The organism is Limosilactobacillus equigenerosi DSM 18793 = JCM 14505, from assembly GCF_001311375.1.
Lineage (GTDB): Bacteria > Bacillota > Bacilli > Lactobacillales > Lactobacillaceae > Limosilactobacillus > Limosilactobacillus equigenerosi.
In genome coordinates, this window is record NZ_BBAS01000020.1 from 1 (window position 1) to 23,554 (window position 23,554).

A 23,554-nucleotide genomic window follows, 5' to 3' on the forward strand; every position below is an offset into this window, starting at 1 on the left:
TTCATACACATAACTAACATTAGTATCACTATCATCATAATAGTTAATTATAGCTGTTTGGTTAGTATAATCGGATCCATTGTCAGAAAACTCAACACTAATATGAGGAAAATTACTGAACGAGTTTACAGTATCACCTGACCCTCCTTTAACCGGAGGAACAATTACGGATCCATTGTAGGGAACTTCATTACCATTTGGATAAATCAAATTACCATTAAATGGTTGCCCATTAAAGAAGATTTGAACCCTCATTGTCCCGTTATTGTCAATTTGTTCGTAATTTAATACTACATGTCCTAAGGCTTGAGTACGCGAAAATTTAAATCCCTTACTAAAATCAGAAAAAACGTCCTGTGGTCTTTTCAGGTGATTCAACTAGTTTGTATCCATCAATTTGCTTTGGACCTGCAATCGTATAAGTTTGACCAGAAACACCGTGTAACACAACTGGATCAGCAATTTGCTTACCATTTTGATCTACATAAGATGTAGTTTGTGTTGTTTGAACAGGAATTAACTGTTCAATTTCCTTATAAGTTGAATTATTAGGATCTTGGAAAACCGAATATTCCTGCCATAACCGGTTCAACTTATTCGGCTCACCTAAATCACCACCGGAATAGGCATCAAATCCATTATCTAATTTTTTTAATCCACCAATTCTTGTTAGCAGAAAGTCCAAAAGTACGATTATCAATCCACTCAGCCTTTTCAGAAACTTGACGAGTATTGACAATTGGCTTATTTGTACTCCTATTAATAAACGTTACATATAAGGACCCATCACCATTATTATTAGTTGATAATACGGCATAGTATTTTGATCCCTTAATTGTTCCATCAGTTGTTAATCCCAAAACTTCAAAAGAATAACGATTTTGTACTGGATCCTTCCAGTAGTTAGCAGGATACCCCTGTGGGAAAGATGGATTTACACTTCCTTGTGAACCATATGATAAACCGTTAGTAGCTGTTGTAGATTGATTATCAGTCGCTAATTTTGATGCTAACAACATTTTAGGGGTAACTTGACTACTATCATTTGTCCCCTTATCCACTAAATCAGCTACCGATACTGTTTGTGAACTATTCGATTTATCACTAGAATCTTGATTATTACCTTGATTATTAACTGGAACCATTGTTGCTTCTGTGGTGTTAACCGTGCTGGTAACGTCAGCATGAGCACTTTCGGTAATATTCATCATCCCGAAAGTAATCCCAATCATAACTGATGCGACCCCGAAAGAATATTTCCTTAAAGTCCATCGTTGCTTATTATCTTCATATTTCTTCTGATAAAGATTTCTATTATTCTTGGAAACCATGTTGTTCTCCCTTTTGATTTTTTTTACTGGTGTGTACAACAATCCGCCATCATCTAGCACTTTTACTTGATACTCATCCGCTAACTCAACAACATATTTGACAAATTTTGGAATAGTTAAAACCATACTTGTTCCTGCCTTTCGCGGGCGAACATATACTGGAACTACTCCACTAGTAATTGAGTGTCGCATTAATAATTCCACGCTCCTTTTTAAATTTTAAAATATGTGTTTTCACATGTCCTTCACATATTTTTATGTTTATATATTAAAAAATTCACCAGTACATAATTACAGGAATATCAAAAAAAAATTTAAAAAAATGTAATTATTGAATTAATGATTTTCTATAATTTTTCATTAACGTAACGTTTTTCCTATATATCAATAAAGATACGGATTATCTATAATCATTAATTAAAATATGGAATTATAACAATGCTTGATAAATTTATTGAACCAACCATAAATCGTAAAATAATCATTACCGAAGCTATTTATACCAATCCTGGCATCAATCTAGAACGACTAGCTAAATTAACCAGCATTAATTTACAAAGCACTCGCCGGTTATTAAAGGAATTACTTAATGATTCCCAACTATCCTTAACGAAGCAAAATAAACAATATTACATTGATCCTGAACAAGACTTAGTTGCTTACCATACCAATTTATATCAACAATCGCCATTTTTAACTTTTCTCTACTTTGTCTTAACCAACCACAATCAAAATGTCTCAGTCACTAATATTAGTTTCGTATTGAATCGCTCCGTCTCATCCGTCTATGAAACGCGTCGCTTTACCCAACAAGTTTTAAAGCACTTTGATTTAACGATTCACAAAAATATGGTCACTGGCAACGAGCTAAACCAACGTTTACTAATCTCTCTCCTGATTACTAAATACCACTTTGATGCCGCTGAATCAGATGCATCAACGCAATTTAACAACAATTTGTTAACCCAATTAACCCGAGAGCAATTTCAAACCAACGAATTACTCCCCGAAAATAATCGCTTTTTACTAAATTTAATTAATATCGGGTTTAAACGGTCTAAATATAGTCATAACTTACCCAATTTAGCCTTAATCAATCATTTTCAACAAACCCAATTTATGCACCGAGTTAAAAATGTAATTAATAACTATCGGCAACAAATTCATTTATCGAGTTCCTTAAACTCGCACGATTACCAATACTTCACGTACGTTTTTTTTCATTGCCTCCCCATTTATCTATTCTGATGATTTGTATCAGCTGATTTTAAACTTTCCCGTTTATAATCAAATCCAGCAACGATTGACTTCTTTTAGTCCCCTAGCTATTCGCTCTCACCTTCATCTGTGCAATCATTAATTACTGATATTTTTCGGCATACCTTTGTCGGCCGGTTTTATTTCAATAACCATTCCGTCTACGAAGAAATTAAAACGATGAATGCTGAATTATCACCAGTGTTACTACAGTGGACCTCTAACTTACTCAAAGAAGCTTTTCATGCAGCTTTGAACACTTACTTTGTCCATAAAACAGCGCTAATTATCCAAAGCTTATTAGTCAGTCAATTTGATTACAAATTAGATATCTTGGTTGCTAGTAACAATCTGGCTATAATTGATAATCTTAAAATCATCATCAATACTTTACCAACTGACAGTTTTCGCTTGATTAATAATCATCAGGCTAGTCAATGCGTTGATTATCACCACCATGATTTAGTTATTATTACTGATTCCCGCGCAGCCTTCCCGACAGAATCTATTACAAATTACCATCCCAACCAAATTATGATTTTACAAATTAACCAAGCTGATTTACTGTTATTTAAAAACCAACTGATTAATCTTTATGAACAGCGTAAAACCGCACGATTTAAAAATCAATTAGCCAAATTAAGCATCTAAAAAGGCCACTGACCAGTCGATTTTGACTAGCCAGTGGCTTAATAGTTTATTTTAAAATTTCTCGCGCTGTTTGTTCATCCTGCTGTAATTGGGTGATTAATTCATCCACCCCATCAAACTTAACTTCGCCACGTAAATGGGCAATCCATTCCACGACGACATTTTCACCATAAATTTGGTCATGAAAATCAAACAAATTAACTTCAATCGTCTTTTGATTATCATCCCAAAGGTGACATTATGACCAACGCTCGCCATGCCAGGGTACCAAGTTTTGCCAACCTTTAAGCGGACCGCATACACCCCAATTGCCGGAATCCGTTGATCAACCGCCCATTGCACATTGGCCGTTGGGAATCCGATAGTCCGGCCCCGCGCAAACCCGTGCACGATGGTTCCGGGGGTTGTATATGGTCGCCCTAAGTAATCATTCACCATTGCTAAATCACCTTGATCAAGAGCCTGTCGAATTGCCGTTGAACTCACTTTTTGCTTGGTGGCACTTAATTGTTCGACCACGTTCACCGCAAACCGGCCCGCCGCATACTGAGGTAAATTGGTCATCGTGGCAACCGTCTTGTCACCATAAGTATGATCAAAGCCGGCCACCACTTCCACCGGATTCAAAGCCATCAGACATTCATCTACAAATTGTTGCGGTGACAATTGCGATAAGCGTGACGTAAAGGAAACTACGTAGGCAATTTCCACCCCTAACCGTTCCAATTGCGCCAATTTTTGATCTAGTGGCGTTAAATATTGAAACCGCCCCGGGAAACTTTCATACACTAACCCCGGAAATTTATCATAAGTCAACACTGCTAACGGGACTTGGTGCACCTGGGCCTGGGCAGCCGCCCGTTGGAGAACGGCTTGATGCCCTCGATGGACGCCATCAAAAAAGCCCATCGCCAACACACTCGGGCGGTCCGGAATCAGCGTTTGATCAAACGGATAGCGTAACTTAATCACTTCCATTCGCCAGTCCTCCTACTTCGTTGAAATCATTTTTTTCTGGTTTATACACATCATCACGGCGCGCATAAATCGCTTTGGCATCATCATGATACGTCAGTACCACCCGGTCAGCATCCGAACTCATTTCCACTGGTTTTAGCCACCCACCGTTTTGGACACTGACCCATTGTTCATCCGTCAACGCATGATGGGCCAACCTTTAACGGCATAGTCAACCGGATAAATATAGCGATTCATCATTTCCCCCGCCACGAGATCTTGAATTTCATCGAGGGTGACAGTTTGGTCAATCCCAAAGCCACCACTTTCGCGACGCGTTAATTGACTCATGGTCCCCGGATAACCAAGTGCCTTGGCTAAATCAACTGCTAATGTCCGGACATAGGTTCCCTTGCTACAACCAACGGTAAACCGAACGCGTTGAGTTTGGGTCATTTCGTCATAACGCGTCCCTAAAAACGTGAAATGCTTAATTGTCACTTGGCGTTGGGGCCGTTCCACCGTTTCACCGGCGCGGGCATACTCATACAACCGTTTCCCGTTGACTTTAACCGCGGAGTACATCGGTGGAATTTGGGTAATTTCCCCCACCATCTTCGCCATGGCTGCTTGAATCGTTGCCTCGTCAATTGCGGCCGGGACTGGCTTAGTCGATACAACTTCCCCATCCAAATCTTCGGTCGTCGTCGCTTGGCCAATTAAAACTTCCCCGGCATATTCTTTCCCTGAAGCCATTAGGTATTCCACCATCTTGGTTCCCGTGCCGACGCAAATTGGCAACACCCCATCAACATTGGGATCAAGCGTCCCGGAATGACCGATTTTTTTTCGTCTGTAAAATTCGCCGCAAGCGACTGACACAATCAAACTCGTCATCCCACGTTCTTTATATAACGGAATAATCCCATCATACATATCGATTTTCCTCCATGAACAACGGGCTCGGTCACCACCCTTGGCGAACGAGCCCGTTATTTAAACCTTAAAGTTGATTATCACGTTTTAATTGATTCAATAATTGATCAATCCGGTTCCCGTAGGCAATGGCGGGATCGCGTTTAAACGTTAGTTGTGGGGTTTTGAAAATATTCAGGCGGGAACTTAATTCATGCCGCACTAACCCCGTTGCTTTTTCTAAGCCCGCTTGCGCTTTTTGACCATCAGAAGCGTATTCTGACAACAAGCTGTAGTAAATCGTCGCTTGTTGTAAATCACCAGTCACATCAACACCCGTAATCGTGACATCTTGGACCCGTGGATCACGCACCCGTTTTAATAAAATGTCATCAACTTCGCGTTGAATTTGTTGCGCTAATCGTTCGACTCGATATTGCTTACTTGGCATTATCTGGGTCCTCCTTACTTAACTGGTACTTCCTTCATTTCGTAGGCTTCGATGACATCCATTTCCTTGATGTCATTGTAGTTTTCAATCGTTAAACCACATTCGTAACCTAACTTAACTTCCTTGGCATCGTCCTTGAAGCGCTTCAAACTACCAAGTTCGCCTTCGTAAATGACCACTCCATCACGGATTAAGCGGACCTTAGCATTCCGCGTAATCTTACCTTGGGTCACCATTCCCCCGGCAATCGTTCCAATCTTGGAAGCCTTGTAAATTTGCCGCACTTCAACTTGACCGATGACTTCTTCTTCGTAAACTGGTTCGAGCATCCCCTTCATGGCATCTTCGATTTCTTCGATGGCATTGTAGATTACTCGGTGTAGACGAATGTCGATACTGTTGGTTTCAGCTTCACTCTTCGCCATTGGCGTTGGCCGCACATTGAACCCAACGATGATGGCATCGGAAGCTTCAGCTAACTTAACATCAGATTCACTAATTGCCCCGACGGCCTTGTGAATAATATCAACTTGCACGCCGTCAACGTCAATTTTTTTGTAATGATTGGGCTAAGGCTTCAACTGAACCTTGGACGTCCGCCTTGATAATCACTGGCAAGGACTTAATTTCCCCTTGCTTCATCGTCGCAAATAAGTTATCCAACGTCACGTGAGAAGTTTGTTGCCGTTGCCGATCAGCGGCCCGCTTAGCCCGTTCTTCACCGGCTGCCCGTGCCGTCTTTTCATCATCAAAGACCACGAACTTGTCCCCGGCTTGTGGCACATCGTTGAGCCCCGTAATTTCGACTGGCGTTGATGGCGTCGCCGCTTCTAAGACCTTCCCGTTTTCGTTCGTCATCGTCCGAACCCGACCGTACGTGTCCCCAACGACAATTGGGTCCCCAACATGCAACGTCCCTTGTTGAACTAACAACGTTGCTACCGAACCACGACCATGATCAAGCCGGGCTTCGATAACCGTTCCGGCCGCATTTTGATCTGGGTTCGCCGTTAATTCCATCACTTCAGCTTGTAAGAGAATCATGTCTAATAATTCATCAATGTTCTTGTTGAACTTAGCTGAAACTGGGACGAAAATGGTGTCCCCACCCCAGTCTTCCGGAATTAAACCATATTCCGTTAATTGCGTCGTCACATTATCCGGGTTGGCACCTGGCTTATCAATCTTGTTCACGGCCACGATAATTGGCGTTTCAGCCGCCTTGGCGTGGTTAATGGCTTCCACAGTTTGTGGCATTACCCCATCATCGGCTGCCACCACTAAGACCGTTAAGTCAGTGATGTTGGCACCCCGCGCCCGCATTTCAGTAAAGGCCGCGTGCCCTGGCGTATCTAAGAACGTAATATTCTTATCGTTGTAGTTAATTTGGTACGCCCCGATAGCTTGGGTGATCCCACCAGCTTCCCCAGCCGTAATGTGAGAATTCCGGATTTGGTCCAATAATGTCGTCTTCCCATGGTCAACGTGTCCCATGATCGTTACGACTGGTGGCCGGCTCACTTGGTTGGCCGTATTATCAACCTTTTCGTCAAAGAAGTGGTCAATATCAGCAACGTCAATTTGCACCTTTTCCCGGGCTTCAATTCCGTAATCAGCGGCTAAAATTTCAATCGTATCCGCATCTAAGGATTGGTTTTGGTTAACCATTACCCCGAGCATAAAGAGCTTCTTAATAATTTCAGCTGATGACCGGTGCAAGATCTTAGCTAAGTCTTGTGTGTTCATCCTTCCGTGTATTCTAACACTTCTGGTAATGGCCATTCCTTCCGTTGGGTAGGTTGCTTTGGCGCCGTTTCCTTCATCCGTTGGTTCCGGTTCTTCTTGTTCTTCTTACCCTTTTTATTCTTCTTACCATTGTTATCAAACCAAACACTGCGGCCATTGTTGTTCCCGTTGTTTGATTTTTGATTATTTTGGTTCTTCTTGTTCTTTTTATTTGCACCGTTGGATTGATTCCGGTTTTGGTGATCATTCCCACGATTAGCGTTATCATTGGCTGGCTTCTTAGCTGGTTGATGATCAGCCTTGGCCTTAGCTGGTTGGGAGGCAGGTTTAGCCTTTGGCGCTGGCTTAGCAGCTGGCTTTAATGCACTCCGCAATTGGTTGGCTTCATCAACACTAACTGATGACATGTGGCTCTTAACATCCATCCCAGCGGCTTTTGCTTGGCGACTAATTCCTTACTTGGGACGTTGAGTTCTTTTGCTAATTCGTAAATTCGTTCTTTAGCCATACACGCATCCTCCTTAATTAGTTTGTTCTAACAGTTGTAATAGTTTTTTTCGTAAATCCTGCTTGGGTAATCGCCACACTACTGCGTGACTGACCGAGCGCTTGGCTTAATTCAAGGCGGGTAAAATCTTCACATAACGTGACTTGATAAGTGTTAGCTTTATCCCGAAACTTCTTCTGCGTGGCTGCCCCGGCATCCGCAGCTAAAAAGACTAACCGCGTCTGTTGCTGCTGCATGGCTTTAATTACATCTCCTTCGCCCGTCACTAATTGCCCGGCGCGCCGGATGAGGCCAAGGAGTTGCAAGATTTTAGTAGTTTGGTTAATCATTTTGGTCCGCAAACAAAGCTTGCCGCGCTTGTTGGTGATCCGTGTAGGCGATTAATTCATCATAGAATTCATCCGTTAACGTCACCCCAAAGACCTTATCAAACGTCCGCTTTTGCTTGGCTTGTTGCGCAACTTTGACATCAATGGAAACATAAGCCCCCCGGCCCGGTTTCTTCCCCGTTGGATCAAGGGAAACTTCCATTTCCTTATTGCGCACCACCCGGATTAATTGGCGCTTTGGCACCATTTCACCCGTGACCACATCTTTTCGCATTGGTATTTTTCGCTGTTTCATTTTTTTTCACCCCACTGCTTTATTCGGCGTCGGCCAAGGAAGCTGATTCGTCAGCTAAATCCATTTCAGCACTGACTTCAGAGAATGGCTTAATGTCAATCTTGTAACCAGTTAATTGCGCCGCTAACCGCACGTTTTGACCGCGCTTCCCGATGGCTAATGATAATTGGTCATCCGGAACAATCACTGTACAACCCCGGTGAACTCGTGGTTCGCGTTCGTTGCCTTCTTCGTCTACCCCACGGTCTTCAATTTCACCATTATTTTCATCAAAAATAACGGCTTGTACTTCGGCTGGGTTAAGGGCATTGCGGATAAATTGTTCTGGTTCTTCTTCGAACTTCACGATATCAATGTTTTCGCCACCCAATTGGTTCACAATCGTTTGAACCCGCGTTCCGCGTGGTCCAACACACGTGCCGACTGGATCAACATTTTCATCACGAGAGAAGACCGCAATCTTAGCCCGATCACCGGCTTCCCGGACAATCCCCTTCACTTCAACTAACCCGTTGCTAATTTCAGGGACTTCCTTTTCAAAGAGCCGCTTTAATAAATCAGGAGCCGTCCGACTAACAAAGACTTGCGGTCCCCGCGTGTTTTCATTTACCCGCGTCACGTAAACTTGAATGTGATCACCCATGCGGTACGTTTCGTTTGGCATCCGGTCCCGCGCGTTCATGGCAGCTTCCACCCCGTCGCCAAGGTCAATGAAGATGTAACGGTGATCTTCCCGCGAAACAACCCCATCCAATAAGTCGTCTTGGAGACGATTGTACTTTTCGTAAACAATCCGGCGTTCTTCTTCGCGCAACTTTTGTAAGACCACATTCTTGGCCGTTTGGGCTGCAATCCGGCCAAAGTCACGTGGCGTTACTTCCACCCGGAATTGGTCGCCAAGTTCATAACCGCGGTTCACCGCTACGGCATCGGCTAAACTAATTTCAACCACGGGGTTTACTACTTCGTCCACGACCGTCTTTAAGGCCATTAACTTGTATGACCCAGTTTGATCATCAATCACTACTTCCACGTTAGCGTTGTTGTCATCGTAGTTCTTTTGGTACGCATTCACTAAGGCCGTCTTTAAAGCATCAATGATAACTTCTTTCTTGATGCCTTTTTCCTTTTCTAAGACATCCATGGCATCAAGTAATTCTAAGCGATCCTTTTTCTTTACCGTCATGGTAATTCCTCCAATTTAAAATTTAATGGCTAAGCGCGCTTTAGCAATTTTTGACCGATCGATCGTAATTTGCTTATGCCGCGTCTTGTCTAGGTAATCTAAGGTTAACGTTTCAGGCGTCAATTCAATTAACGTCCCTTCGTAAACCTTCTTGCCTTCAATGGCTTGGTACAACGAAACGTTAATGTAATCATTGACGGCCTTTTCGTAATCTTGTTCCCGCTTTAAGGGCCGTTCTGCTCCCGGTGAAGATACTTCTAAGAAATATGCTTGGGGAATCGGATCTGGTTCCACATTATCTAAGCTTTCACTTAATTGATCACTAATAATGGCACAGTCATTCAATGTAATCCCGGCCGGCTTATCAATGTAAACTCGTAAATACCAGTCTTGCCCTTCTTTGACGAATTCAATATCAAATAATTCAAATTCGTGTTCTGCCAAAATTGGTTCAACTAACTCAGTTACCGTCTTAATCACGTCGTTGTTACTCAAATTGTCACCTCACGTTCTTGCATGAAAAAGAGCGAGCATTGCTGCTCACTCTTTAATCGAGTTTATTCAACTAATAATATACCATAATTTTACGTGGCGTGCCAAGTTTTCACCCCTATTTTAACAAGCCATGTTGGGTGAGATAGGTTTTGGCCACTTGATGTGCGGATTTTCCTTGGACGCTGACTTCGTAATTCATCCGACTCATTTCGGCCGCCGAAATTTTCCCGGCAAGTTTATTTAAACTCTTGGCAATTTCCGGATGTTGTTTTAACGTGGCGCGACGCATTAACGGCGCCCCCTGATATGGTGGGAATAAATGCTGATCATCTTGTAACGTGACTAAGTGATAGCGCGTTAATTCCGCATCCGTCGAGTAAGCATCGACCACTTGAACTTTGCCTTGGGCAATCGCTTGGTAGCGCAAGGCTGGATCCATCGTTTGCACTAGTAAATTCAGCCCATAGCGCTGTTGCAAGCCACGATTCCCATCATCACGATCATTAAACTCCGCCGTAAACCCGGCCGTGACCGGAGTTTGCAGGCGAGCTAAATCCGTAATCGTCGTTAAGTGGTGTTGCTTAGCAAATGATTTTTTTCACCGCCAAGGCATACGTATTTTCATATTGCATTGGCCGTAAGTAAGCTAACCCTTTGTTGGCCAGGCCACGCCGTGCGATTTGATAAGTCGCAGCTTCACTTTTTCCACTCGCCGGTTGATGTAAGAACGTTTCGACGACGGTCCCCGTAAATTCCGGATAAATGTCAATATCGCCACGGCGTAACGCTTGGTATAAGAAAGTCGTTTTCCCAAAGTTTGGTTTAATTTGCACCTTTAACTTCGTATCATGATCTAATAATAGCTGATACATGTTAATTAAAATTTCGGGCTCGCTCCCCATTTTACCAGCAATCGTAATCGTCGGTTGCGGGGCAACCGCCTGTTTAATTTGTGGACCATATGATAAGCCTAAGCCCGCGACGATCACCGCTAATAATATTCCTAGCGATTTCACCTTGGCATGTTCCGCCCATTTTAAGAGAGCATTGATTAATAAGGCTAACATGGCGGCGGAAATGGCCCCGATTAAGATTAACGAAGCATTATTCCGGTCAATCCCAAGTAAAATAAAAGTTCCTAATCCGCCCGCCCCAATCAAGGCGGCGAGGGTCGCTGTCCCAACAATCATCACAGCCGCCGTCCGGACTCCAGTCATAATGACCGGTAAGGCCAACGGTAATTCAAACGTCGTTAACCGTTGCCACCGTGTCATTCCAAAGGCATGCCCGGCTTCTTCTAAGACCGGATCAACTTGATTCAAGCCCGTAATCGTATTCGCTAAAATGGGCAAAATCGCATAAATGACAAGCGCAATTAATGTTGGGGCCAAGCCAATTCCGACCAGGGGAATTAACAGGCCCAGTAAGGCTAAGGACGGAATCGTCTGAAAAATCCCCGCCACTTCTAACGCTACCTGGCGTAACCGTGGCCGATGTTGCAACCAAATCCCCAATGGCACCGCGATCACCAGGGCGATTAATAACGTAATCAGCGAAATTTGTAAATGCTGAATGAGCGCCGTTTGCCAGTCGCCATAACGGTCGCTAAAGGTACTGATTAACTTATGCATGTGTCCCTCCTTGAATTAATTGGGTCACGAAATCATTTACCGGATGCTCCTGTAATTCAGCTGGTGTCGCCACTTGTACAATCCGACCCGCTTGCATGACCGCTACTCGATCCGCTAACGTCAAGGCTTCTTGCATATCATGCGTCACAAAGATGGTTGTGGGCGCATATTTAGCTTGTAATTGCTTCGTTAACGTTTGCAATTGTTGGCGAGTAATGGCATCCAATGCTGAAAATGGTTCATCCATTAATAAGATTGGCGGTTGCGTCATTAAAGCCCGCACAATCCCGATCCGTTGTTGCTGCCCACCCGATAATTCCGCCGGGTGCCGATTTAAAATCGTCGTTGGTAAGTCAACTTCTTGCAACCACTGTGCCGTGGTAGTTTTAATTTGCCGTGGTGACCAACCATTTAATTTGGGGAGCACCGCTAAGTTTTCCGCCACCGTTAAATTCGGAAAGAGCGCGCCTTGTTGTAAGACATACCCCGTTTGCCGCCGGTGCGCTAATAAATCAAGGCTGGTTAATGGTTGCTGATTAATCAAAACTTCCCCCGTAGTCGGCGTTAATAAACCATTGACCATTTTCAACAACGTCGTTTTTCCTGATCCGGACGGCCCCACGAGAGCGAGTAATTCCCCCGTGGCGACCGTTAAGTTAACTTGTTGTAGGATGGGCTCGGTATCATAAGCAAAATTTAAATTACGAAATTCAATCGTCATCTTATTGGTCTCCCTCATTCTTTGGCATGGCTTGGGGATGCGTCGCGAGGTATTCACTCCCCCAATCAGCCATTGCATCAATAACCGGGCGCATACTTTCCCCCAGTGGCGTTAGGGAATATTCAACCCGTGGTGGCACTTCCGGATACACCGTCCGATCAACAATCTCATCCGCCGTTAATTCACGGAGACTTTGCGTTAGCATCTTTTGGCTCACCCCTACGACACTCGTCTTTAGTTCACTGTAACGCTTTTTACCAGTTAGTAAATCACGCATAATTAAAATTTTCCACTTGCTCGACAACAAATTAATAGTCGTCGCGACCGGACAAATCCCGGCCTGTTCTAAGGTTTTTCGTGACATTTAATCCTCCTCCATTCATTTGTCATTATTTTAACAACCATAATTACCTAAGGGAAGTAGGCACTTTATTGTAAGGTAAGTTTCTAAAAGAGAGTATTGGTCACAAAATAAAATGAGATTTTTTTAATTTTTAACTTGACACTTCCATCAATCCGCTCTATACTACCTTCAACAATTAAATTTCGATTAGAAAACGTTGACGGAAACCAAATTTAAGTTTGTTTCGGCCCGACCAGAAAGCTAACGGTTGCTGCGAGTTAGCCCGCCGGTGAATTTAAATTTTATCCTTCCCGAGTTACCGGCTGAAGTTCAGTAAGCCTAGGTTGGTTTACCACCCATTACCATGGTCACAGATGATAGTCTGTGAATAAGTGACCCACTTTTTGGTGGGTAAGGTAAGATGGTACCACGCTCATATCAACGGCGCTCTTCCTCATTGGGGTAACCCAATGGTGGAACAGCGCCGTTTTTTTTAATCGAAATTTAAAATGATTAACTTGAGGATTAAATTTTGGAGGTACTCATTATGACTGCACAATTAAATGAACAACAAGCCCAATTTGCCCAAGCCTTAGCCAACGCTTACTTAACGAATACGGCGTTAAATGAAAGTGATTGGGCTGATGTCGTAACTGATTTTGAAACTGGCTACGCCGTTCAAGAACGCGTGATGCAACTCAAAGGTCAACCAACCGCGGGGTATAAAGTTTCCTTAACCAGCGAAGAAACCCAACAGATGTTTGACACGGATGCGCCATTATATGGTCAACAAGTCGCCGATCGGTTCTTGCCAGCACCTGCGGATGTGAATTTAGATCATCTCAACGAACCATTATTAGAAGTCGAACTTGGTTTCCGCGCGCTGGAAGATTTATCACCCGAAGATTCTTTGGAAGACCTCTTTAATAAGACGGCCGTTTGTGGCACGGTCGAATTACCCGACGCCCGCTTTACCAACTGGTTCCCCGCGCTCGGTAAGTACAATGTGCTCTCCGATTGTGCGGTTGGAGGCGCGGTCGTTTACGGTCCCGAACGGTCAACCAAGGAAGTCTTCAAGGACGTCGCGGATGTAGCCACGGTGCACGTTGACTTATTCCATAATGGGAAAAAGGTCAGCGAAGGCGATTCCTCCGAAGTCCTTGGTAACCCATTAAACTCCTTACAATGGTTAGTCAAGAAACTCCACGAACAAGGGAAAACCTTCACCCGTGGCCAACTGGTTTCTTCCGGGACCTTCTTATTACCACCACACTTAACGGCAGGACAATGGAATGCCCAATTCAGCCATGACCTCGGCAACTTATTCGTTAAAGCCCACCCAACTTTTAGCCAATTATAAAATCAATGGCGGTGATTACCAACTTTGGTAGTCGCCGCCATTTTTAAGTTTGGGGTCGCAAAAGAATTAATTTCAGCAACAATTATTGATAATCATCATTAAGTAAATCCGCAATACATAATTCATTCCCTGTTCTCGTTTGTCGGTATTGTTTTAAGCTTTCAATTAACTCATTAAAACGTAATTCCCAAAAATCATAATTGTCTTGATACCCTTTTGGATTAGTCAAGTCATGATAATTTTGTTTAACATAAATACTAGGCTTAGTTTGTTTATGTTTATTGCTGTAGCTACTGTAATCTTGATGGTAAATAATATGCAAGATTTCAATTTCAGGACGAGTTAGAACTTCGTTAACCTTAGAAATTGTCTTGTCATATACCTTGCTATATTTAAATTTTTCTTTTGGCGAATCTAAAATTCTTACTACATGAACCTTTTTCCTAAAACTCTTATTAAGGTGATTCTTCGTAAACTTTTCTCCGGAGCGTGTCCGAATAATCTCCCCATTAAGTAAATCATCCTGCGTAAATTTTAATGCTTGATGATCTAATAATAATTGTAAAATTGCTCGTTCCGTACCACCTTCAGCAATTAACGCTATAATATCATTACTAAATTCAATCATTTACTGACCTCTTGGTAGCTTTCCGGAGGTCAAGATAAGAATCATATTCTGGTACTGTCCCCCCAATGTAATCAGAATCAAACACTTCTGATTTAACTAGCTCATTCCTAATTTTTAAGCCTGAATATCTAGTTAACGTAATCTTTTCATCCCGCCGGGTGATATAAATTTCATCGCCGCGTTCCATTTCATTTAATAGCTCAGTGTAGTGAGTGCTATAAATCAATGTGGCTCGGTTAAGATTAATTTTAGGATCCGTAAAATATTCAATAAACGATTTGATAATTGTATGATTAAAATGATTTTCTAATTCATCAACGAAGATAATTCCACCAGTCTTCAGAGCCGCCACAACATTACCATATAACGTGATTCCCTTGGCCGTTCCCGATGATAAATATTGCTCAATCGTTAGAAAATTGGTCTCCGTGATTTCTTCAGCTCGTCCCTTAAATTTTAACCGGTAAAAAACTTGGGTGGTATCGCCACCAACTAATTTCGGTACTATTTTTAAGTATTCAATCGTTGGATCTAAGAAATTAAGAATTTCACCTGGAACCGTCTCTTGGTTATACATAAGCGCATTAATATTCGTAAACGCTAATGTATCAATAATAGTTTGTCGTTGCTGATACTTAGCCACCACAATCCGAAAAATCGAATCATCAGGTGCTAACACTGACGCTGCAACTTCATCTAAATTTTTACGATCATAAATTGGTTGTAAATCATTAAAATCAAATAAATTCTTTTTAGTTACTTGGGTATTAAGTCGCTTTTGGTAAATTTTTTCGTCTACCACATGCCAAGTAACCCCATTACTATCCAACCCAAACTCTAAATCATCTTTATAAAGGTAATTGTCTGATCCGTAAAAATAAGTTGTAATCTTAATATTATTCTTTCCCATTAAGATTTCTTTCAATTTCGTCTGATCAATTGACTTTGCTTCTAACAAAAATGTCAACGCCCCAATTAACGACTTCATAATCGTCGTTTTACCGGTTGCATTTCGTCCCACTAACGCAATTAAATTATTGGTCCAAATATTACCAAATAAATTGGTTAATCGATCTTCACGATCAGTAAATACTCGCGCCGTATTTACGACCGAAAATTCTAATTTATCCTCAAAAAGTGGGTGATTCTGAATCTCTATTTTTAAAAATTTCAATGTTTTTTCCATACTTATCACTTCACCTTTGTTGTTAATTATTATATTACTATTATAATAATACACCTTTGTATGATTTTAAACACGTTTTATGTTTAAAATCGGCAAATTGCTAGCTTTTAACACTAAAATTGGGTTTTAAGTTGTTAATATGTAATGTTATGTAATTTTGAGTTTTCTTTAGTAATAAAACCCTCCTCAATCCTTTCACGAACAGAGGAGGTTTTTCGTAATGGTCCCCGTATAGATTCCACCACTTTCTTATCTTTATTTTAGTTTAATGAACTTGATCGTAAAATTTTTTATCTAATCTAATACAAGATAATTTTCATGTATATCTGAACTTAAAATAAACTCCTCGTTAATTTTTACAATTACTAAAAGCATTATTTTTAATATTTTAATATAATCTCTATTTTGTTCTTCAAGTGTTGAAGTATTTTTCCCATGTACGTACTTATTTCGCAAATCCAGACTATTACTGTATGTAGTCTTATTTAAATAATAATTAATATAATTACATTCTGGTTTCGAAAATAGAGTAGATTCAATTTTAAAATCACCATTCAATACCATTTTATCTAGCTCAGATTTTAATTGATTATTTAAATAATGAATACAAATTACATCATTAGAATAGTAATCAGCAAGTAAGTTAACTCTATTCTTATTAAAAGATAACCATCCTTGTTCATCTTTTATGATTGTACGTCGATCCATTAACCAATTAATCCTATTTAATTGATACGGTAAAAACTCACTGATATTTACCTTCTCTGTTAAAATTAATTTAAATAAGGTGTCATATTGTTCTTTAAACCTAGAAATATAAGATAATCCGGATTGATCTGAAAATAAACAATATAATTCATTTTTAATGTCATCGCTGCTAGCATACGCATATTTATCATTAACCTTACTCGGGATATCATTAAATTTAAAACTACCTGTTTCCATTTCAAATAAATCCCGATTAACCTCTCCATATTTAACATACATTAAATATTGATGTACAACACTTTCTATTTCAGGTAATAAAAATCTGATCTTTCCAATCGTCTTATTTCCGTCAAGTTCGTTTGCTCTAATATCAGAAACATCAAATTCGCTTGGAAGATAAACATTACAAAACCAAGATAATAAATTACCTAATTCAATCTTATGGCCCTGTAAAAATTTATAATAATTAATTATTATGCAATCATACAAATTATCTTTATTGATAAATGCAATACCTAATTTTAAATTTTTAACAACATCAACTTTTAATACTTTTTCCAAACTAGTTAAGTCTGACGAAACTGGAGCCAATTTTAATCTTGACTTATAGTCAAACATGTTAAAACGTAATATAAATTATTTAAAAATTGTTGGATAATCTAGATACCGTTCAAGCCAATTTATATCAAATGATAAATTAGCAATTCCACCGTTAATATTTGAATCAAACAAATTTTCCTGTTCTCTAAATTGAACAATATATTCAGATTTAATTGCTTCTTTCTCATTAAAATTTCTATTAATTAATTCTGTATACCTAACTTTCGCCTTATATCTCAAATTATCACTAATTGGACATTCCTTTAAATTAGGAGCATTCATAATCGCTTGTAAATAGTTTAAATTTGGACTATCTGATTGAATATAATTATCAAAAATTTTATTAAATTCCTCGATGGAAAATGATTTAGGTATACATAACTCTTGATTATTGTTAATTAAATACTTACTAATTAAAATTCCACAAGTTCCTTCCCATGGAATTAAAATATTTGCTATTTCCTTATCATAATAATTAACTAGTTTTTTGTACTTTAATATTGTATACAACTTATTTTTATTATTATTTAGATATTTAACAAAAGTTTCTGCAGAAATTCGTTCATATACTTTTAATTTAGTAATCATATCAAAAAAAATCATTACTAAGTTGATTGATTACTTCATTACTAATACTAATAAAATTTTCATTATTTATTAACCTGCAACCGTTACCAACCGTACTTCTTAAACCACTAGATAATTTTTTTTAATTTATCATAGTGTTCATCTGACCAATTATTTAGCCTATTACCATCTTTAATTAACCTATTAGCATTATATAATTCAATTATTTCATTTATTGAAAAATCATTATCTTTTTTAAAATTTAATAATAATTTTTCTGCTAATGTTAACTCTTCATCTAACATTAAATCATTTGGTCCAACATACCTAACTAAACTTTTCTTAGTAACCATCTATTTCTCCTCTAGATAAAAATATAATTATCATAAAATAACAATTTATCATCCTAATTTGACTCATTGATTGCTTCTACAAATGAACTATTTAGTTCTAACATTTAGTAGAAAATTTAAAATTTAATCTTTTAACTATATAATATGCCTTATATAAAAATACCTTGTTAATTTTATTTAATAATATATCCCTAAATGTTACTCATACTCTTAAAAAAACACCTTGTCGATTGCTCAATCTAATCGTAATTGGCTTCAATATCATATAAATTTATTCATTAACTATTTTTATCTATTAGATTGCTATTACTATTAACGTGATATATATTTTGAGGCTTTACCGAATAGACTATTCTTCCTTCGATAACAGTCACAGATTGTTGACTATAGGACATTCGTAAATTATCAACTAGTGCATCAACATCAATTTCATCAAAAAAAACTCCTCCATTCTATCACATAGAACAGAGGAGTTTTCCCGCAATGGTCCCCGTAGAGATCCCACCGCTCTTCTTATCTTTATTCTACATTGATAAGTTTTATAGTCAACACTTTTACATATTTTCATTCTCAAACTTTGATGTTATCAACTAATTATTTTAATATTTCCACCCTCCCTTATTACAAAGTTATAAAATGGTTTATAACAAAATTATAGCACAAATCCAAAATAAAAAAATCATTAAATTAACCGCGCAACGCATGTTGTACATACCTCTTAACACTTCAATCTAAAAGTCACATAATATAACGTAATAACACAACCCCGATATAGAATAATTAGATTTTATTTACAGAAAGCGAGGCTATATTTTGAAATTAAACCCAGACTGTATTCGTGATCTCTTATTAAGAGTGGAAGAGACGACTGATTTTACAACATCAGCTACTCCATCAAACTTCCGTCCACTTTTAGATAAGTATTCTGGAAATGAAATTTTATATCATCTTAAGCAATGTGAACAATCAGGATTGATAGAAATCAAATTCACTGCGGGATACAGTTTTATCATAAGAGATTTAACCCCAGCAGGTCACAACTTTTTAGCAAATATTCGTCAAATTGATAACTGGAGTAAAATTAAGGATCGCGCTAAAAAGTTGGAAGTTTTTCGTTAGATGTTCTTAAATCAATTGCTGTGGATGTAATCACCAAAAAATTAAATTAACATACTATAAAAGGGCAAGACCATCATCGGTTTTGCCCTTTCACATATCATATATCATATCCATTTAAATCGTAAGCCCACCATAACCACACGTAATTGACAAATAAGGGGCCACCTGATTTCCATTTTTGGATTTCAGGTGGCCCCTTAACTATTACACATGAAATTGTGATTAAATATTTTCATTCAACGGCAAAAGAGATTCAACTTTTGGTAAAACACGCTTTGTCTACTGATCAAACAAGTATTACAAGTATCGGTACAGTACACGACATCCTTTAGCTATTTCCAAACGAACTGCTTGCCCACTTCAAACCGATATCAATCGTGGCACAAACCACGAAAATCACTACCGGAACGAGCAAAGTATACCATATAGCAACGGACTATTTTGAAATTGGGAAATACTAAAATCTAATTAAATATTAAATGACTTCAGAACCCTATCAACTATCACTAACTTGTTGAATCAATGTTTTCTTTTCAGACTCATTCAATAGATTATCAAAGATGTTACATAATTTTTCTACTTGACCTTTATTCATATCGGAACTTTTATTTCTCAAAAGTGCAAAACAATTCCGAAAAGTATCTACTATCGTAAATCCATTAATGATTTCATTACAAAAATTAATAAATTTATCAGCATTATCTGAATTAACTTCGCAATTATAAAACTTATTCAATTCAACTGAATTATTATAGTTATTTCGCTTTAATATTCCAATCAGCTCATCAATAACATATTTATTTTCAAACCGCCTAAATAACATATTCAATAGTTTACTTCTAAATCTGATATCTTTTTCGCAGCATAACTGAAGTAATGGAGTTGAATTTAATTGACCTGCAAATCTAAATTTAACAAGATTTAAGAAGATCTCATCCAAAAGTTTATTACCAATATTTTCTACAATTACATTCTTAAAAATCCGGATTATTTAGAATACATCTCGTTAAATTAACAGCAATATATGGATTTCCAGCTGTGTTAAATTCTTCAATCTGGATAATCTTTGTTACTGCTTCTTTCCATTCACCAAGTTCAGACTTATTAAATCCTACATAGCTATTACTGTATCCAATAAATGTATCAACGGCTGCATAATCAATTTCGTAATTATCATTTAAATATTCATAGAAATAACCTTTTATAAAATTAGACCACCTATCATCAATGGTATCAATGCCTTTAAAATAATCATCAATATTCTTTAATACTTGGAGCTGTTGTTTGTTTTGATATAACAAGTAAAAATATGATCCTAAGTCGCTATTAATAAACCTATTCATATCAAGATAATTTTGTTCATCATTGCGGAAACCAGTATCTGTATTTAATTCGCCCAAATTTATTTTCTTAAGATTTTCAACTATCCTACTCAAGTCTTCTTTTGAAATTTGAACGTCAAGAAGGTTTCCGACTAAATAAAATTGCGCTCGATTATTTAATTTTTCACTCAAAGTATAGTTTACAAATAAATCACGATAAAACTTATCTTTCAGTAACGGTTTGCTTGCCCACAATATTCTACTAATAATTTCAGAATGATATTCATCAGGATGTTCAAACATTCGAGTATAGATATTTTTAATTTCGTCGATTTGATAATGACTCTGCAAAATATCTAACGCATATTCATATTTATCATGAACATAATTGCTATGAGGATCAAACTCCATGCTTTTTAAAGCTTCATTAACTTCTTGATATTTTATCATTCCAGATTCAATAAAGGGATTATCGTCAATCATCTCATTTTCCCAAATTCCATCTTTATACTCTACATCAGTTGAAAATTTATGCTTTACCACAAACTCATTCATATCCGGACCTAAGAATTATTCTGATAAATCAACATTATTTATCAACAACCCTAATGTTTCAGCATCTAGTCCGTTTTTTACATCATAATGAATCAAATATTTTTGAATCACTGTACATTCATTAATAATTTCTCTTACATCTTCTGAATTTAAACGTTTATTAATAATAAGATTAATAAGATACTTAAGTTTTGGTTTATTACTTAGCATCTTAATTTCTTCAATCACAAGATTACCTATATTTTTTTCATCTGTAAAACCATTATTAATAAACTTAATTAATTTATCACGATCAATTGTTGTAAATTCAATTATTTTATTTGTTAAATCTGATAGATCAAACATCATTGGTATCGTTTGACTGACCATATTTTCTACAACGAAATGTCCAAGCACTTTCTCGTCAATTAAATTACAATCTAGCGACCTATAAGCAATTCCTAGTGGCAAGTAATCTATTAAAATATCATCAATAGATTTTTCTGATTTAGTTGAGTACTGATTTAAAATGCTAAAAATATGATCAATTGCATTTATCGGAATTCCTAAACCAGCTTTGATTTTATCTAACCATAACTTTTGTTGCTTAGTATCAAGTTCTTCAAACTTTTCAGATATTAAATTCCATAAATTATTTGATAATAGCATTTCATGATCATTAATATTGTCAGATTCTGAAATCCACTTAATAACATTTAAAGATTTGTCTCCTGACGAATCTATTTTCCCTAGTAATTCATCAAATCTCACATAACTTTTGGTTGTAATAATCTTATTTAGTGATTTAATAAAGTCTTCTTGATTATTAGCATTCATAAAAGCTTGTTTGGTAGTGTCATCTAATTGATCCACAGCATTAACTGAAGTAACAAGTGATTTCACGAATGGCAGTAAATCTGTAAATTTATTCCCATACCATTCAATCTGAATATAATGTTGGTCTTGATAATACTCGGAAATATTCTTTTCAATATTTTGATTTAAATATCCCTTCATTAAGGCAAAACAATTTTTGGTATATTTTAAATTTAAGATACTCAACAATTCATCTTCTTGTAAACTACTTCCAATAAACACGACCGTTTTATTTTTCAAATATTCTCCTATTTTATGTCGCCACTCTTGGTTATAGTAAAATTTTGAATACCGTGTAGATGAATTAATAATATCTTCTGGTCTAGAGTCATACCTTCCGTGTAGATAAATTACTTTTGAGCCTTGAGGTAATTTATTTTGTCCATATAGTTGATCAAATTCTTGCGAACTAGAAATTACACTTGGAAACTCAATCACCTGTAGTTCTTTCTCAATTCCTGAATCATAATTTGTTGTGATATAAGTTGCCTTTAGTTTACTTAATTCTCTAATTAAATCATTATTATTTGCCGATAATTGTAAATGTCCAAAATATTTATTCTCAAACTCAGTTTTTGATACACCACTATTATCTTTCGATATCAAATATTGAATAACATCAATCTTACGAGCATTACTTAACTCCGATTGACTTAACCAATCTAAAAACTTAATAAGATCAATGTTATTATGGGTAACTGAATCATTGAACTTCCAATAATCTATTAAATGCTGAACATAACCGTCCCAATTAGGATAACCCTGTGCCATTGAAACTCCAGCGCCAATAAAAAATACTAATTCATTATTTTCTTTAGCCTTCTTGATTGAATCTATAAAATCTTGATTAGGATCTATCATTAATTTTTTTACCTTCCGACTATCATAGTTAATAACAAAAATTATACTTCAAAATTTACTGAAACAATATCTTGCATAATAAAATGCACCTCCCGTTATTCTACCTTGAATTTTAGGAGATGCATCATTCAAATTAAATACGTTCCGTTAGGATGTGCTTACATTGTTAAAATTTACTGCATTCATAATAAACACGTCCTCGTACAATCCCCTTGAAGTTGATACTTTAAATAATGAAAGTATTAATTCTAAGAGATATTTTTCATTTCTCTATCAGTACTCAAAACATAAATCCAATCATAAAAAGGCAACCTGAAATCCAAAATTGGAAATCAAGTTGCCTCTTATTTACAAATTACTTGTGATTACAATATGACTAAATTTGGTACTAGTCAATAATTAATTTAAATTAATTATCCTTATTATCCTTCTTTTTTTAATAACATAGCTGAAGCTAATAATAACGATGCACCAATACCAACAAGAGTATTACCATCACTGTAACCCGTCTTAGGTAATTTCATATTTTCTTGCTTATTAGTTACGTCTGACGCAGTTGCACTTTCGCTTGCGGATGCTACAGCTGATTCACTTGCTGACGCAGTTGCACTTTCGCTTGCTGAC

Annotated in this window: 25 protein-coding genes and 4 pseudogenes; 4 read left to right on the forward strand and 25 right to left on the reverse strand. The window is 37.7% G+C overall.

Features of this window, described 5'->3' with window-relative positions:
• The 3 genes from JCM14505_RS09765 to JCM14505_RS07675 all read right to left on the reverse strand — a co-directional run.
• Positions 1-378 (reverse strand): hypothetical protein (locus tag JCM14505_RS09765; RefSeq protein ID WP_225352313.1); only part of this gene is annotated, 378 nt, incomplete at its 3' end.
• Entirely contained in the window at positions 341-592 is a 252-nt protein-coding gene (locus tag JCM14505_RS09150; protein ID WP_162200507.1) for a MucBP domain-containing protein, read from the reverse strand. The genes JCM14505_RS09765 and JCM14505_RS09150, both read right to left, overlap by 38 nt.
• 46 nt (positions 593-638) lie before the next feature.
• On the reverse strand, positions 639-1,535 hold the full coding sequence (locus tag JCM14505_RS07675; protein ID WP_082405678.1) for a YSIRK-type signal peptide-containing protein: 897 nt from the start codon (positions 1,533-1,535) through the stop codon (positions 639-641).
• A gap of 234 nt (positions 1,536-1,769) precedes the next feature.
• Here JCM14505_RS07675 and JCM14505_RS07680 point away from each other — a divergent pair, with 234 nt between their 5' ends.
• On the forward strand, positions 1,770-2,579 hold the full coding sequence (locus JCM14505_RS07680; RefSeq protein WP_054653850.1) for a helix-turn-helix domain-containing protein: 810 nt from the start codon (positions 1,770-1,772) through the stop codon (positions 2,577-2,579).
• 189 nt (positions 2,580-2,768) lie between these two features.
• Positions 2,769-3,239, forward strand: a complete 471-nt coding sequence (locus JCM14505_RS07685; RefSeq protein ID WP_156249873.1) for a hypothetical protein — start codon at positions 2,769-2,771, stop codon at positions 3,237-3,239.
• 46 nt (positions 3,240-3,285) lie between these two features.
• Here the strand turns inward: JCM14505_RS07685 and ribF are convergent.
• The 13 genes and pseudogenes from ribF to JCM14505_RS07740 form a co-directional block, all read right to left on the reverse strand.
• A pseudogene (gene ribF, locus JCM14505_RS07690) lies at positions 3,286-4,217 on the reverse strand (riboflavin biosynthesis protein RibF).
• Positions 4,204-4,398 (reverse strand): hypothetical protein, encoded by a 195-nt coding sequence (locus JCM14505_RS09770; protein ID WP_225352314.1) that lies wholly within the window; start codon positions 4,396-4,398, stop codon positions 4,204-4,206. Before JCM14505_RS09770 ends, ribF begins: the two are co-directional and overlap by 14 nt.
• On the reverse strand, positions 4,395-5,132 hold the full coding sequence (truB, locus tag JCM14505_RS07695) for a tRNA pseudouridine(55) synthase TruB (protein ID WP_225352315.1): 738 nt from the start codon (positions 5,130-5,132) through the stop codon (positions 4,395-4,397). The genes JCM14505_RS09770 and truB overlap by 4 nt, the downstream gene beginning before the upstream one ends.
• Positions 5,133-5,199: 67 nt before the next feature.
• Complete coding sequence (rbfA, locus tag JCM14505_RS07700; RefSeq protein WP_054653854.1) at positions 5,200-5,562, reverse strand: 30S ribosome-binding factor RbfA; 363 nt, start codon at positions 5,560-5,562, stop codon at positions 5,200-5,202.
• 14 nt (positions 5,563-5,576) lie between these two features.
• Positions 5,577-7,502: pseudogene (gene infB / locus JCM14505_RS07705) on the reverse strand (translation initiation factor IF-2); the annotation flags it as partial.
• Positions 7,503-7,669: 167 nt separating this feature from the next.
• Positions 7,670-7,816, reverse strand: a pseudogene (locus JCM14505_RS10580) (translation initiation factor IF-2 N-terminal domain-containing protein); the annotation flags it as partial.
• Between the two features lie 17 nt (positions 7,817-7,833).
• Positions 7,834-8,142, reverse strand: coding sequence for a YlxQ-related RNA-binding protein (locus JCM14505_RS07710; RefSeq protein ID WP_173571632.1), 309 nt, complete (start codon positions 8,140-8,142; stop codon positions 7,834-7,836).
• Positions 8,138-8,440: an RNase P modulator RnpM gene (rnpM, locus tag JCM14505_RS07715; RefSeq protein WP_054653858.1), complete on the reverse strand. Its 303-nt coding sequence runs from the start codon at positions 8,438-8,440 to the stop codon at positions 8,138-8,140. The genes JCM14505_RS07710 and rnpM overlap by 5 nt, the downstream gene beginning before the upstream one ends.
• 19 nt (positions 8,441-8,459) lie before the next feature.
• Positions 8,460-9,626, reverse strand: a complete 1,167-nt coding sequence (nusA, locus tag JCM14505_RS07720; protein ID WP_054653860.1) for a transcription termination factor NusA — start codon at positions 9,624-9,626, stop codon at positions 8,460-8,462.
• Between the two features lie 15 nt (positions 9,627-9,641).
• A complete protein-coding gene (gene rimP / locus JCM14505_RS07725; protein ID WP_054653862.1) occupies positions 9,642-10,121 on the reverse strand; it encodes a ribosome maturation factor RimP in 480 nt (159 codons plus the stop codon).
• 115 nt (positions 10,122-10,236) lie between these two features.
• Positions 10,237-11,752: pseudogene (locus JCM14505_RS07730) on the reverse strand (ABC transporter permease/substrate-binding protein).
• Positions 11,745-12,473, reverse strand: a complete 729-nt coding sequence (locus JCM14505_RS07735) for an ATP-binding cassette domain-containing protein (protein WP_054653864.1) — start codon at positions 12,471-12,473, stop codon at positions 11,745-11,747. Before JCM14505_RS07735 ends, JCM14505_RS07730 begins: the two are co-directional and overlap by 8 nt.
• 1 nt (position 12,474) lies before the next feature.
• Positions 12,475-12,837 carry a winged helix-turn-helix transcriptional regulator gene (locus tag JCM14505_RS07740; protein ID WP_054653866.1) on the reverse strand — a complete coding sequence of 121 codons (363 nt, stop codon included), beginning with the start codon at positions 12,835-12,837 and terminating at the stop codon, positions 12,475-12,477.
• 526 nt (positions 12,838-13,363) lie between these two features.
• On the opposite strand from JCM14505_RS07740, the gene JCM14505_RS07745 reads away from it, so the two are divergent.
• Entirely contained in the window at positions 13,364-14,176 is an 813-nt protein-coding gene (locus JCM14505_RS07745; RefSeq protein WP_054653868.1) for a 2-keto-4-pentenoate hydratase, read from the forward strand.
• Between the two features lie 82 nt (positions 14,177-14,258).
• On the opposite strand, the gene JCM14505_RS07750 is transcribed toward JCM14505_RS07745, so the two are convergent.
• The 5 genes from JCM14505_RS07750 to JCM14505_RS07770 form a co-directional block, all read right to left on the reverse strand.
• Positions 14,259-14,804 (reverse strand): hypothetical protein, encoded by a 546-nt coding sequence (locus JCM14505_RS07750; RefSeq protein WP_054653870.1) that lies wholly within the window; start codon positions 14,802-14,804, stop codon positions 14,259-14,261.
• Positions 14,797-15,990 (reverse strand): AAA family ATPase, encoded by a 1,194-nt coding sequence (locus JCM14505_RS07755; RefSeq protein WP_054653872.1) that lies wholly within the window; start codon positions 15,988-15,990, stop codon positions 14,797-14,799. The genes JCM14505_RS07750 and JCM14505_RS07755 overlap by 8 nt, the downstream gene beginning before the upstream one ends.
• Positions 15,991-16,284: 294 nt before the next feature.
• Positions 16,285-17,289, reverse strand: coding sequence for a hypothetical protein (locus JCM14505_RS07760; RefSeq protein WP_056995853.1), 1,005 nt, complete (start codon positions 17,287-17,289; stop codon positions 16,285-16,287).
• 45 nt (positions 17,290-17,334) lie between these two features.
• Positions 17,335-17,886, reverse strand: coding sequence for a hypothetical protein (locus JCM14505_RS07765; RefSeq protein WP_156249874.1), 552 nt, complete (start codon positions 17,884-17,886; stop codon positions 17,335-17,337).
• A gap of 107 nt (positions 17,887-17,993) precedes the next feature.
• Entirely contained in the window at positions 17,994-18,218 is a 225-nt protein-coding gene (locus JCM14505_RS07770) for a hypothetical protein (RefSeq protein ID WP_054653878.1), read from the reverse strand.
• Positions 18,219-19,031: 813 nt separating this feature from the next.
• Here JCM14505_RS07770 and JCM14505_RS07775 point away from each other — a divergent pair.
• Positions 19,032-19,337: a DUF2513 domain-containing protein gene (locus JCM14505_RS07775; RefSeq protein WP_225352316.1), complete on the forward strand. Its 306-nt coding sequence runs from the start codon at positions 19,032-19,034 to the stop codon at positions 19,335-19,337.
• Between the two features lie 496 nt (positions 19,338-19,833).
• Here the strand turns inward: JCM14505_RS07775 and JCM14505_RS07780 are convergent, their stop codons facing one another.
• The 4 genes from JCM14505_RS07780 to JCM14505_RS07795 form a co-directional block, all read right to left on the reverse strand.
• Positions 19,834-20,166, reverse strand: a complete 333-nt coding sequence (locus JCM14505_RS07780; RefSeq protein ID WP_156249875.1) for a hypothetical protein — start codon at positions 20,164-20,166, stop codon at positions 19,834-19,836.
• Positions 20,167-20,311: 145 nt separating this feature from the next.
• The gene (locus tag JCM14505_RS07785) at positions 20,312-21,214 is read right to left on the reverse strand and encodes a hypothetical protein (protein ID WP_054653882.1); all 903 of its coding nucleotides are present in this window, start codon (positions 21,212-21,214) and stop codon (positions 20,312-20,314) included.
• Between the two features lie 15 nt (positions 21,215-21,229).
• Positions 21,230-22,930, reverse strand: a complete 1,701-nt coding sequence (locus JCM14505_RS07790) for an SIR2 family protein (RefSeq protein ID WP_054653884.1) — start codon at positions 22,928-22,930, stop codon at positions 21,230-21,232.
• A gap of 422 nt (positions 22,931-23,352) precedes the next feature.
• Positions 23,353-23,554, reverse strand: a 202-nt coding sequence (locus JCM14505_RS07795; protein WP_156249876.1) for an LPXTG cell wall anchor domain-containing protein, incomplete at its 5' end; no start/stop codon positions are given.